The sequence below is a fragment of the Lentzea sp. NPDC037011 genome (assembly GCF_055607425.1).
The window spans coordinates 966943-978142 of record NZ_JBVJRT010000001.1; the positions used below are offsets into that span (position 1 = coordinate 966943).

Annotated in this window: 14 protein-coding genes; 8 read left to right on the forward strand and 6 right to left on the reverse strand. The window is 71.2% G+C overall.

The features are described 5' to 3' along the window. Positions 1 to 65 precede the first annotated feature (65 nt). A complete protein-coding gene (locus ACZ7CH_RS04925; protein WP_360396031.1) occupies positions 66 to 665 on the reverse strand; it encodes a TetR/AcrR family transcriptional regulator in 600 nt (199 codons plus the stop codon). Between the two features lie 56 nt (positions 666 to 721). Here ACZ7CH_RS04925 and ACZ7CH_RS04930 point away from each other — a divergent pair, with 56 nt between their 5' ends. From ACZ7CH_RS04930 to ACZ7CH_RS04945, 4 genes are read left to right on the forward strand one after another with little or no spacing between them, the layout of a single operon-like run. Further along, positions 722 to 928 carry a ribbon-helix-helix protein, CopG family gene (locus ACZ7CH_RS04930; protein ID WP_053737502.1) on the forward strand — a complete coding sequence of 69 codons (207 nt, stop codon included), beginning with the start codon at positions 722 to 724 and terminating at the stop codon, positions 926 to 928. 32 nt (positions 929 to 960) lie between these two features. Continuing rightward, positions 961 to 1347, forward strand: coding sequence for a type II toxin-antitoxin system death-on-curing family toxin (locus ACZ7CH_RS04935; RefSeq protein WP_360396033.1), 387 nt, complete (start codon positions 961 to 963; stop codon positions 1345 to 1347). 34 nt (positions 1348 to 1381) lie between these two features. After that, a complete protein-coding gene (locus ACZ7CH_RS04940) occupies positions 1382 to 1759 on the forward strand; it encodes a MerR family transcriptional regulator (RefSeq protein ID WP_360396035.1) in 378 nt (125 codons plus the stop codon). Between the two features lie 47 nt (positions 1760 to 1806). Then, positions 1807 to 2721, forward strand: a complete 915-nt coding sequence (locus ACZ7CH_RS04945; protein WP_470373188.1) for an aldo/keto reductase — start codon at positions 1807 to 1809, stop codon at positions 2719 to 2721. 70 nt (positions 2722 to 2791) lie between these two features. Here the strand turns inward: ACZ7CH_RS04945 and ACZ7CH_RS04950 are convergent, their stop codons facing one another. Next, positions 2792 to 3241 (reverse strand): flavodoxin family protein, encoded by a 450-nt coding sequence (locus ACZ7CH_RS04950; RefSeq protein ID WP_470370102.1) that lies wholly within the window; start codon positions 3239 to 3241, stop codon positions 2792 to 2794. 11 nt (positions 3242 to 3252) lie between these two features. Then, complete coding sequence (locus ACZ7CH_RS04955) at positions 3253 to 3717, reverse strand: hypothetical protein (protein ID WP_470373170.1); 465 nt, start codon at positions 3715 to 3717, stop codon at positions 3253 to 3255. Between the two features lie 20 nt (positions 3718 to 3737). Between ACZ7CH_RS04955 and ACZ7CH_RS04960 the strand changes: the two genes are divergently transcribed. Both ACZ7CH_RS04960 and ACZ7CH_RS04965 read left to right on the forward strand, forming a co-directional pair. Next, positions 3738 to 4361: a class I SAM-dependent DNA methyltransferase gene (locus ACZ7CH_RS04960; protein WP_470373171.1), complete on the forward strand. Its 624-nt coding sequence runs from the start codon at positions 3738 to 3740 to the stop codon at positions 4359 to 4361. A gap of 21 nt (positions 4362 to 4382) precedes the next feature. After that, the gene (locus ACZ7CH_RS04965) at positions 4383 to 4718 is read left to right on the forward strand and encodes a hypothetical protein (protein ID WP_360396051.1); all 336 of its coding nucleotides are present in this window, start codon (positions 4383 to 4385) and stop codon (positions 4716 to 4718) included. 9 nt (positions 4719 to 4727) lie between these two features. Here ACZ7CH_RS04965 and ACZ7CH_RS04970 read toward each other — a convergent pair whose 3' ends face one another. From ACZ7CH_RS04970 to ACZ7CH_RS04980, 3 genes are read right to left on the reverse strand one after another with little or no spacing between them, the layout of a single operon-like run. Next, positions 4728 to 6347, reverse strand: a complete 1620-nt coding sequence (locus ACZ7CH_RS04970; protein WP_470373172.1) for a phospho-sugar mutase — start codon at positions 6345 to 6347, stop codon at positions 4728 to 4730. Beyond that, positions 6344 to 7135 carry a purine-nucleoside phosphorylase gene (locus ACZ7CH_RS04975; protein WP_360396055.1) on the reverse strand — a complete coding sequence of 264 codons (792 nt, stop codon included), beginning with the start codon at positions 7133 to 7135 and terminating at the stop codon, positions 6344 to 6346. The genes ACZ7CH_RS04970 and ACZ7CH_RS04975 overlap by 4 nt, the downstream gene beginning before the upstream one ends. A 9-nt stretch (positions 7136 to 7144) precedes the next feature. After that, positions 7145 to 8770, reverse strand: coding sequence for a serine/threonine-protein kinase (locus ACZ7CH_RS04980; protein ID WP_470373173.1), 1626 nt, complete (start codon positions 8768 to 8770; stop codon positions 7145 to 7147). 90 nt (positions 8771 to 8860) lie between these two features. Between ACZ7CH_RS04980 and ACZ7CH_RS04985 the strand changes: the two genes are divergently transcribed. Both ACZ7CH_RS04985 and ACZ7CH_RS04990 read left to right on the forward strand, forming a co-directional pair. After that, positions 8861 to 10669 carry a methylmalonyl-CoA mutase family protein gene (locus ACZ7CH_RS04985; RefSeq protein ID WP_470373174.1) on the forward strand — a complete coding sequence of 603 codons (1809 nt, stop codon included), beginning with the start codon at positions 8861 to 8863 and terminating at the stop codon, positions 10667 to 10669. Then, on the forward strand, positions 10666 to 11200 hold a 535-nt coding region (locus tag ACZ7CH_RS04990; protein ID WP_470373175.1), incomplete at its 3' end, for a methylmalonyl-CoA mutase family protein. The genes ACZ7CH_RS04985 and ACZ7CH_RS04990, both read left to right, overlap by 4 nt.

The window sequence follows — 11200 nt, forward strand, 5'->3', positions numbered from 1 at the left end:
TTCAGCGGGTCCGGGGAGGTTTCGCGGCGGCCGCCTCCCCGGATTCCGTCATTTCCGCGACGGGATCACTTCCGCGACGGGGTCTCCGCCAGCCAGCCGCGGCCGTGCGCGCGCAACGCCAGTTCGTACGTGGCGGCGGCGTCCACTCCGCGCGGCAGGTTCCCGTTGAGCTCCAGGCTCACCAGCCCGTGCGCGATGCCCCACATCGACATCGCGATCTGCTCGGGGTCCTCGTCCCGGTAGACGCCCAGCTCGATCGCCCGCCGCACCGCGTTGCGCACCGGCGCGAACGTCCGGCCGGCCGCGCGGCTCATCTCCTTCGTCGGCTCGACGACCTTGGAGTACAGCACCGAGTAGAACCGCGGGTCCGCGAGCGCGCCGCGCCGGTAGGCGAGACCGATCTGCAGCAGGTCCTCCGCCGGGTCGTCGGTGGTCGGCACCGCGGCCAGGTTCGCCCCGAACCGGCTGAACGCCTCGTCGTGGAGCGCTTCCAGCAACGCCGGCTTCCCGCCGAAGAGGGAATAGACGGCGGTGGTGGAGGTGTTGACGTCGGTGGCGATCCTGCGCAGGCTCACCGCGTCGGGTCCCCTGGTGCTGAGCAGCTCGCCCGCCCGCTCGAGCAGACGCCGGCGCAGTGCGTCGTCGTGGGTCTTGGGCCTGGGCATCACGCAATCCTAATGGCCCCTGGCCTGAGTGGTATCACATTGGTACCGTGCCGGGAATGGCGATGACCTTGCGGTTGACCGAGGAGGAGAACCTGCGGCTCGCGGAGCTCGCGGCGGCCGAGGGGCGCTCCAAGCAGGAGGTCGTGCGGTTGGCGATCGCGGATCGTTACCAGCGCATGCAGCAGGAGGAGAAGCTGGGCGAGGTCCTCGGGAGGGTGCTGCCCAAGTACCGAGGTCTTTTGGATAGGCTCGGATCTTCCTGAAACTGTCGGACGTCTGTGATCAACTGGGTGCTGTGATCTCCTACCTCGACGCCGGGGACCTCTTGGTGCTGGCCACGGCTGTGACCGGTGGTGACCTCGTCGTGAGGGACATCGGGCTGCTGGACACGGCGGCGTACCGCCCCCGAGCGACTGTGCTCGGCGTGGAGGCGTACGACACGCTGTGGCTGAAGTCGTCCGCACTCCTCGACTCGATCGTCCGCACCCGCCCTCTCGTCGAGGGCAACTGGCGGCTCGGCTGGGTCGCCGCCGTCACGATGTGCGACATCAACGGCTACTGGATCGACGCCGACGAGGACGACGCGCTCGACCTCGTCCGCGCCCTCGGCCGGGACAAGATCGACGTGGCCGAGATGGCGGGCCACCTCCAGGCGTGGGGGCTGCCCAAGGATTCCGCTTGACCTAGAGTGCACTCCAGGTCTTAGCGTCGATTTCGTGAGTTACTCGATAGCCCAGGCCGCGCAGCGCAGCGGGTTGTCCATCGACACCCTGCGCTACTACGAACGAATCGGGCTCGTCGACCCGCCCGCCCGCGACTCGGGTGGCCGCCGCGTCTACTCGGAGGAAGACCTCGGCTGGCTGGCCTTCGTGACCCGCCTGCGCACCACCGGCATGCCGATCCGCATGATGCGCGAGTTCGCGCAGCTCAGGCACCGCGGCGAGCACACGGCGGGCCGCCGCAAGCAGATCCTCGTGGAACACCGCACCGACGTCCGCGCCCGCATCGCGGAGCTGCAGTCGTGCCTCGAGGTGCTGGACTACAAGATCGACCACTACGCCGTGGTCGAGAGCGATTTGGAGGCGACGGCGTGACCCGTCAGCTCGGTTCACTGGAGGTCGGGCCGCAGGGGCTCGGCTGCATGGGGATGTCGGAGTTCTACGGTGCCGGCGACGACACCGAGTCGATCGCGGTGATCCACCGGGCCCTGGAGCTCGGCGTGACGCTGATCGACACGGCCGACATGTACGGCCCGCACACCAACGAGGAACTGGTCGGCCGCGCGATCGCCGGCCACAGGGACTCGGTGGTGCTGGCCACGAAGTTCGGCATCGTCCGCGACGGCGACCGCCGCGGCGTGCGGGGCGACCGCGCCTACGTGCGGCAGGCGGTCGAGGGGTCGCTGAAGCGGCTCGGGGTCGACGTGATCGACCTCTACTACCTGCACCGCGTGCCCTCGGACACGCCCATCGAGGAGACCGTCGGGGCGATGGGCGAGCTGGTGGCCGAGGGCAAGGTCCGCCACCTGGGCCTGTCCGAGGCCGGCGCCGAGACGCTGCGCCGCGCCCACGCCGTCCACCCGATCACGGCGCTGCAGAGCGAGTGGTCGCTGTGGTCGCGCGACATCGAGGCGGAGATCGTGCCCACCGCACGCGAGCTCGGCATCGGCCTGGTGCCGTACTCGCCGCTCGGCCGCGGCGTGCTGACCGGCCGGTTCGCCTCCTCCGCCGACTTCGCCGAGGGCGACTTCCGCGCCGCGAACCCGCGGTTCTCCGGCGCGAACCTCGACGCGAACCTGAAGATGGTCGCCGACCTGCGCGCCCTGGCCGACGAACGCGGCGTCACCGCGGGCCAGCTCGCGCTGGCGTGGGTGCAGCACCGCGGGTCCGACGTCGTGCCGATCCCCGGCACCAAGCGGCTGAAGTACCTGGAGGAGAACGTCGCGGCGGCCGCCCTGGAGCTGTCCGAGGCCGACCTAGCCGCGATCGAGGCCGCCGTTCCGGCGTCCGCGGTGGCCGGCGACCGGTACCCGGACATGAGCTCGATCGGCCGTTAGAACACCTGTTCGAATCCATCCCCAGGGTTGTCCACAGGGTGGGGACAAGTGGCTGTGGACAACTCTGGGGTCATGTGGACAACTGAGCCGCGACGGTGGCCCCGAGCTCCCAGCACGCCTCCAGGTCGGCCTTGCCCGGCTCGCCCGTGACGACCACGTGCTGGGCCGCCTTCACCCAGTCCAGGCCGGTCGTGGCGGTCTCCACGCTCCTGACCGCACCGGTCGTGTCGTTGTTGCCGTGCACATAAAGCCCGAACGGGCGACCGCGCGTGGAGTCCAGGCACGGGTAGTAAACGGTGTCGAAGAAGTGCTTCAGCGCACCGCTCATGTAGCCCAGGTTCGCGGGCGTGCCCAGCAGGTAGCCGTCCGCTTCCAGGACATCCACAGCGGTTGTGGACAACGCGGCTCGGCGCACCACTTCGACGCCCTCCACCTCGGGGGTGGTGGCGCCGGAGACGACCGCCTCGAACATCGCCTGCAGGGCGGGCGAGGGCGTGTGGTGGACGATCAGCAGCCTCATGGCGGTCAAAGCTATAGCCACTCGCCGTCGGGGTCGGTTGGCTCCGCGGTGTCCACTCCGATGGCCTGGAGCTGTTCGGTCGTCACGACCGTTCCGTCGTCCGGCTTGGCCAGTGCGAGGATCTCCACCGTGAGGTCGACGAGCCGTTCCTGCGTCCGCTCGTGCAGGGTGGCCAGCTCGACGCACCTGTCCATGACGTCCGTGCCTTCGAACCGCTTGACCAGCAGGCCGCCCTCCAGCACGCCGGAGAGCGGGTGGCGGTTGCCGCGGTAGGAGTACGCCACGCTGCGGAAGAAGAACTTCAGCAGCTGGTCGTCGTTCAGGTCGAAGCCGAAGAGCTGCTTCAGGCCGCGCAGCAGTTGCCGGTGGTAGGTCTTCATGCGGGCGTACAGCGACTCGGGGTCCACCTCGTGGTGCTCCGGCACCGGATACGCCTCGAGGTAGGCCAGGGCCAGGTCACGCCGGGTGTACTCCATGCGCGGCAAGATAGATGACCATGACCCGTGCCAGCTACGACATTGTTGCGGCCAGCTACGCCCGGCTCCTCTCCGACGCCCACGACGGCCGCCCGTTCGACGCCGCGATCACGCGCGCCTTCGCCGAGCTGGCTGCGGGACGGGTCGGTGACCTCGGCTGCGGCACCGGCCGCATCACCCAGCACCTGCACGAGCTGGGCCTGGACGTGTTCGGCGTCGACCTCTCCGACGGCATGCTCGCCCAGGCCAAGCAGCACCACCCGCACCTCGACTTCCGGCAGGGCGACATCACGGCGCTCGACCTGGCGGACGAGAGCCTCGGCGGCGCGGTCGTCTGGTACTCCACGGTGCACATGCCGGCGCAGGACGTGCCGTGGCGGGAGTTCCACCGCGTGCTCAAGCCCGGCGGATACCTGTTGCACGCGTTCAAAGCGGGTGACGAGAAACGGCACCTCGACCACGCGTACGGCCACGATGTGGATTTGGACGTCTACTGGCACGACGTCGACGAGACCGTGCGCAACGCCACCGCGGCCGGGTTCAACGAAGTGGCCAGGCTCGTGCGTCAGAGGGGTGTGGACGAGGCAGGGCCGCAGGCGTTCCTGGTGTTGCAACGCAACCCCGCGGCCGGGAAGACGTCCTAGAAGGTGTACACAGGAGGGACCATGAAGACCACCGCCCTATTGACCACGAGTCCTCGACAGCGTCGCATCACCTGGGGTTTCGGCCTCGCGATCGGCATCGGGATGATCGGGATCGGGCCCCTCTTCGCGTCGCTGTGGCCGGGGTTCGACCACAGCCCGTGGGACGTCAACACGATGTTGCTCGGACTCGGCGTGGGGCTCTGCTCGGTTGCCTACATCTTCGGCCGGATCGCGGTCGCGGCCGTGACGGAGGGACGCCGCACCGCGGTCGCCCCGCCGACCAGGAGGGCCTACTGGGTGGCCGGCGGGGGTTTCGCCCTCGCGGTGCTGTGCCTGCTGATCGCTCTCGCCGGCTGACGCCGGGAGCTAGCTGACCAGCGCTGTCACCCGTTCCCGCAGCTCAGCCAACCGCGTCCGCGCCGCCGCACGGGCGGACTCCAGTCCGTCCGTGACCGGCTCGACGACCTCCAGGTACGCCTTGAGCTTCGGTTCGGTGCCGGACGGCCGCACGATCACCCGCACGCCGGGGGCCGTCCACCGCAGCACGTCCGCGCCGGGCAGCAGGTCCTCGGACGTGAAGTCCGCCGGCGGTTCGGCGCGCAGCCGGGCCATCGTCGCGCCGATCAGCGACAGGTCGGTGTAGCGCAACGACACCTGGTCGGTCAGGTGCAGGCCGTGGTCCAGCGCGAGCTGGTCCAGCGCGTCGAGCAACGTCCGCCCGGCCGCCTTCAGGCCCGCCGCCAGGTCCGCGGCGACGACCGCGGCCGAGATGCCGTCCTTGTCCGCCACGAACTCCGGGTCGACGCAGTTGCCCAGCGCCTCCTCGTAGGCGAACACCAGGCCGTCACCGGCACGCGCGAGCCACTTGAAGCCCGTCAACGTCTCCGCGTACCGCGCGCCGTGCGCCTCGGCGATCGACTTCAGCAGCGACGACGACACGATCGTCGTGGCCACCAACGGGTCCGCACTCTCCACAGTGGACAGCACGAGCGAGCCGAGCAGCACGCCCGTCTCGTCGCCGCGCAGCATCCGCCACGCCGACCCGTCCCGCACGCCCAGCGCACAGCGGTCGGCGTCCGGGTCCAGCGCGATGGCGAGGTCGGCGTCCACCGAGTCCGCGAGCGCGAGCAGCTCGTCCGCGGCACCGGGTTCCTCGGGGTTCGGGAACACCACCGTCGGGAAGTCCGGGTCCGGCACGGCCTGCGACCGCACCACGTGCACGTCGGTGAAACCCGCGCGCCGCAACGCTTCCACGGCGAACTGGCCGCCGACGCCGTGCATCGGCGTCAACGCGATCTTCAACGTCCGCGCGGTGCCGCTGGGCAGCGACGCGACCCGGTCCAGGTAGGCGTCGACGTCCGCGTCCGGCACGACCGAGTACGTCGAGGCGCGCGGCACCGACACCGCGGCGGGCACCGCCTCGATCGCCCGCTCGATCTCCGCGTCCGACGGCGGCACGATCTGCGAACCGCCGGCCAGGTACAGCTTGTAGCCGTTGTCCGCGGGCGGGTTGTGCGACGCGGTGATCTGGATGCCCGCCACCGCACCGTGCGCTCGCACCAGGAAGGCGAGCACCGGCGTCGGCAGCGGACCGGGCAGCACCCGCACGTCGAAGCCCGCGGCCGCCATGACCTCGGCGGCGGCGACGGCGAACTCCTCGGACCCGTGGCGCGCGTCCCTGCCGACGAAGACGAGCCCCGCAGCGCCGGACGCGCCGGACGCCTTCAGCCAGGCGGCCAGACCGGCCGTCGTGCGGACCACGGTGGCCACGTTCATGCCGTTCGTGCCCGCCCGCACCGGGCCGCGCAGCCCGGCCGTGCCGAACGTCAACGGCCCCGCCATGCGGTCGGCGAGGTCCTCGCGCGCCGCGGCGTCACCGCCCATCGCCCGCGCCAGCACCCCCTGCAGCTCCTCACGGGTGGCCGCGGAGGGGTCGTCGGCGATCCACCGGAACGTCGCGTCGCGCAGTGCCGGCGTCAGGCTCATGCGCGGTCCACCAGCTCGCGCAGCAGCGTGCCCATGCGCTCGGCCGCGGCGGCACCGGCGTCCAGCACCTCCTGGTGGTTCAGCGGCTCACCGGTGATGCCCGCGGCGAGGTTCGTGACCAGCGACAACCCGAACACCTCGACGCCCTCTGCCCGCGCGGCGATCGCCTCGTGCACGGTCGACATGCCCACCAGGTCGGCACCCAGGGTGCGCAGCATGCGGATCTCGGCCGGCGTCTCGAAGTGCGGACCGGGCAGCCCCGCGTACACGCCCTCCTCCAGCGACGGGTCGATCTCCTTCGCGACCTCGCGCAGCCGCGGCGAGTACAGGTCCGTGAGGTCCACGAACCGCGCGCCGACCAGCGGCGACAGCGCGGTCAGGTTGAGGTGGTCGGAGATCAGCACCGGCTGCCCGACGGACATGCCCTGGCGCAGGCCACCGGCGGCGTTGGTCAGCACGACCGTCCGCACGCCCGCGGCGGCGACGGTGCGCACGCCGTGGACGACCTTCTGCACGCCCTTGCCCTCGTAGCCGTGGGTGCGGCCGAGGACGACGAGAACCTTCTTGCCGCCCACCTCGACGGACCGGATGGTGCCGCCGTGGCCGAGCGCGGTCGGCGCCTCGAACCCGGTCAGCTCCCCGACGGGGATCTCCGCGACCGGCTCGCCGATCACGTCGGCGGCGGGTCGCCAGCCGGATCCGAGCACGATCGCGATGTCGTGCTTCGCCACGCCGGTGCGGTCCTGGATCTCTTCCGCGGCCTTGCCGGCCAGCTCTTCTGGAGTCACCGCGAGAGCTTAAACCGGGGCGAATGTCGATGCGATCGCGTCGAAGAGGCGCTCCCGTGCCGCGTCCTCCTGTTCGGTCGGGACGGTGACCTCGACCACCCACAGGTCGGTGCCGTGGGGGAGCACGCGGGAGAAGTGCGAGCGCCGCAGCCCGGTCGCCTCGTCGCCCTCCACGGTCCGGTAGACGAACTGGATGCCGTCCTCCGACCGCGGCCCTGCGAGGTTGGGCGTCGGCACCTTCTCGCCGCCGTAGAACCGCGTCGCCCACCGCGCCTGCACGGCCGCCACGTACTCGGCGATCCGGCGCTTCGGGTAGAAGTCGGGGAACCGCTGCACCGCCACCTCGTACGCGCCGGGCGGCGACACGAAGTGCACCACCGCCGAGGCCGGCACGCGCTGGTCGGCCGCGCGCTGCTCCGCGTACTTCGTCCAGCTCTTGTCCACCTTCAGGGTGAACTTGCCGCCCTGGTCGCCGATCGCGGTCACCGCGTCCTCGGTGCGCTGCTCGAACGTCGGCGAGGCCGGCAGCGTCGGCAGCGTCGGCGCGCTCTGCTGGGCCGGCGGCAGCAGCGGCGCCCCGGCCACGAGCCGCGTCAGCGCGAACCCGCCGCCCGAGCCCACCAGGAACAGCAGGACCGCCGCGACCAGCACCAACGTCCTGCCCACCGGCGTGCGTTCCGGCGCCGTCGACCGCGTGACCAGGAACGGCAACGGCCCCGGATCGGCGGCCAGCGGCGCGTCCGGCTCGATCCTCGGCTTCGGCCGCACGATCACCGGCGGCGTGCGCGGCGCACGCGCCTCGAACGCGTCCGTGCCCGGTTCCGGCAGCAGCGGGTACACCTTGCGCCGCACGTCGACCAGCGACATCCGCTGGTCCGGGTCCTTCTGCATCAGCCCGCTGATCACCGGCGCCAGCCGCCCGGCGCCCGCGGGCACCGGCACGTCGCCGTGGATGACCGCGTTGATCGTCTGCATGACGTTGCGGCCCACGTACGGCGGCTCACCGGCCATCGCCGCCCACACCGTGGCGCCCAGCGACCACCGGTCGGCCGCCGCGGACACGTCACCGCCCTGCGCCACCTCGGGCGCGATGTAGGCGGGCGTGCCGAGGGTGATGCCGCGGGCGGTCATGGTGGCCTCGGCGACGTTGCGCGCGATGCCGAAGTCCGTCAGCTTCACCCGCCCGTCGTCGGCGATCAGGACGTTGCCCGGTTTGACGTCGCGGTGCGTGATCCCGACCCGGTGCGCGGACTCCAGCGCCGCCGCGACCGCGTCCAGCACCGCCGCGCCCTGCTTCTCGGTGAGGCAGCCCTGTTCCTTCAGCACCTCGCCGAGGCTGCGCGAGGGCACCAGCTCCATCACCACGTACGGGTCGCCGTCGTGCTGGACCACGTCGTAGAGCGTCACCAGGTTCGGGTGCGACAGCGCGGCGACCGCGCGCGCCTCCCGCATCGTGCGCTCGCGCAGCTGGGCGGCTTCGGCGTCGGGCATGCCGGGCGTGTGCAGGATGCCCTTCACGGCCACCTGCCGCCCGAGCACCTCGTCGTGGGCGGCCCAGACCGTGCCCATGGAACCCTGGCCGAGCAGGTGCAGCAGCCGGTACCTAGCCGCGATCAAGCGCTCCTGGTCGTCCACCGGTCCATTGTTCCTGAGACACTTGCTGCATCGTTAACGGCGGTGAACCTCACATAGCCGAGCGCGTACCGGTCGGTGACACTGCAACGCATGATGGAGTTGGCCTTGCCCGCCGAATTCCGCCCGAACGAGTTCCCCGCGGCGTCGCGGGAACAGTGGCGTGACCTGGTCGACGCCGTGCTGAGCAAGACCGGCGCCAGTTTCGACTCCCTGGTCACCCAGACCTACGACGGCTTCTCCCTCCAGCCGCTCTACACCGCGGACGACGCGCTCGGCACCCCCTACGCGCTCGCGCCGGTCAAGCAGGGCTGGGACGTCCGCCAGCGCCACGCCGTGCCCGACCCGGTCGCGCTGATGAACGACCTCGAAGGCGGCGTCACGTCGCTGTGGCTCGCCGTGCCCGCCTCCTCGCTGGAGCGCCTGCTCGACGGCGTCTACCTCGACCTCGCACCGGTCGTGCTCGACGGTGACGTCGAGGCGGCGCGGACGATGCTGCGGATCTACGACCAGGCGCCGCTGCTGGCCGCCGACGTGCGCGGCAACCTGGCCCTGGTGCCGTCGGCGGACACCTTGCCGGTGATCCGGGACGCCGTGTCGCGGTTCCCCGGCCTGCGGACGGTCGTGGTGGACGCGTTGCCGTTCCACGACGCGGGCGGGTCGGACGCGGAGGAGCTGGGTGCGTCGCTGGCCTTGGCCGTGTCGTACCTGCGTGCTCTGGTTTCCGGTGGTCTGTCGGTCGAGTCGGCGTTCGCGCAGTTGGAGTTCCGTTTCGCGGCCACGGCGGACCAGTTCGCGACGATCGCGAAGCTGCGTGCGGCGCGCCGGTTGTGGGCGCGGGTGGCTGAGGTGTCGGGCGTGGACGTGCCGCAGGTGCAGCACGCGGTGACGTCGTCGGCGATGATGACGCGCCGTGATCCGTGGGTGAACATGCTGCGCACCACCGTCGCCACCCTGGCGGCCGGTCTGGGCGGTGCCGACGCGGTGACGGTGCAGCCGTTCGACGCGGCGATCGGGCTGCCGGACGAGTTCGCGCGCCGGGTCGCGCGCAACACGCAGAACCTGCTGTTGGAGGAGTCGCACCTCGGCGCGGTGATCGACCCGGCGGCGGGGTCCTGGTACGTGGAGCAGCTGACCGAGTCGCTTGCGGTGGCGGCGTGGGCGTGGTTCCAGGAGCTCGAACGGGCCGGTGGGCTGCCGGGTGCCTCTGCGCTGGTCGCCTCGCGGATCGCGGGGACGTGGGCGCGGCGGTCGGCCCGGCTGGCGGACCGCAGCGATCCGATCACGGGGGTCAGCGAGTTCCCGGACCTGGCCGAGAAGCCCGTGGTCCGCCCGCCCCACGCACCCGCGCCTGCCTCGGCCTCCCCGGTGTCTGTGACCCCGCCCTTCGGAATCGATACCGACTCGCAGGCCCCCAGGGGGGACGCACCCCCCATCCCGATCATCTCAGGCGGGTCTGACAGTTTCGGGCTGCCGCGGGTGCGTTATGCACAGGCTTTTGAGGAGCTGCGCGACCTCGCCGACGCTCAGCCCGAACGCCCCGTGGTCTTCCTCGCCACCCTGGGCCCGGTCGCCGCCCACACCGCACGCGCCACGTTCGCCGCCAACCTCTTCAACGCCGGCGGTTTCGCCACCCCGAGCGCGGGCCCGACGAAGACCGCCGACGAGGTCGCGGACAGGTTCACGGCCTCGGGCGCCAAGATCGCGGTCGTGTGCGGCAGCGACTCCAGCTACGCCGAACTGGCCGTCGACACCGTCGAAGCGCTGCGGAAAGCGGGCGCGGCTCGGGTGCTCCTGGCAGGCAAGAAGACCGATGCCGACGTCGACGGCCGCGTGTACGCGGGCTGTCCGGCGCTGGAGATCTTGAACAGCACCTACGACTTCCTGGGAGTGCAGCGATGATCCCCGACTTCGCGGACGTCGACCTCGGCTCGCTCCCGTCGGCGAAGTACGAGACCGATCTGCCCGTGTGGGAGACGCCGGAGGGCATCGCGGTCAAGCCGGTGTACGGGCCGCAGGACCTCGACGGTCTCGACTTCCTGCGGACCTATCCCGGTGTCGCGCCGTTCCTGCGCGGCCCGTATCCGACGATGTATGTCAACCAGCCGTGGACGGTGCGTCAGTACGCGGGGTTCTCGACGGCGGAGGAGTCGAACGCCTTCTACCGGCGCAACCTCGCGGCCGGGCAGAAGGGCCTGTCGGTCGCGTTCGACCTGGCCACGCACCGCGGGTACGACTCGGATCACCCGCGGGTCGCCGGTGACGTCGGCATGGCCGGTGTCGCGATCGACTCGATCTACGACATGCGCACCCTGTTCGACGGCATCCCGCTCGACCGGATGTCGGTGTCGATGACGATGAACGGCGCGGTGCTGCCGATCCTGGCGCTGTTCGTGGTGGCCGCGGAAGAGCAGGGGGTGCGGCCGGAGCAGC

What these genes read in the sequence shown, in the direction of transcription:
- ACZ7CH_RS04925 (WP_360396031.1), bottom strand. Translation starts at nt 665, where the DNA reads ATGCCCAGGCCCAAGACCCACGACGACGCACTGCGCCGGCGTCTGCTC.
- ACZ7CH_RS04930 (WP_053737502.1), top strand. Translation starts at nt 722, where the DNA reads ATGGCGATGACCTTGCGGTTGACCGAGGAGGAGAACCTGCGGCTCGCG.
- ACZ7CH_RS04945 (WP_470373188.1), top strand. Translation starts at nt 1,807, where the DNA reads ATGGGGATGTCGGAGTTCTACGGTGCCGGCGACGACACCGAGTCGATC.
- ACZ7CH_RS04950 (WP_470370102.1), bottom strand. Translation starts at nt 3,241, where the DNA reads ATGAGGCTGCTGATCGTCCACCACACGCCCTCGCCCGCCCTGCAGGCG.
- ACZ7CH_RS04955 (WP_470373170.1), bottom strand. Translation starts at nt 3,717, where the DNA reads ATGGAGTACACCCGGCGTGACCTGGCCCTGGCCTACCTCGAGGCGTAT.
- ACZ7CH_RS04960 (WP_470373171.1), top strand. Translation starts at nt 3,738, where the DNA reads ATGACCCGTGCCAGCTACGACATTGTTGCGGCCAGCTACGCCCGGCTC.
- ACZ7CH_RS04965 (WP_360396051.1), top strand. Translation starts at nt 4,383, where the DNA reads ATGAAGACCACCGCCCTATTGACCACGAGTCCTCGACAGCGTCGCATC.
- ACZ7CH_RS04970 (WP_470373172.1), bottom strand. Translation starts at nt 6,347, where the DNA reads ATGAGCCTGACGCCGGCACTGCGCGACGCGACGTTCCGGTGGATCGCC.
- ACZ7CH_RS04985 (WP_470373174.1), top strand. Translation starts at nt 8,861, where the DNA reads ATGATGGAGTTGGCCTTGCCCGCCGAATTCCGCCCGAACGAGTTCCCC.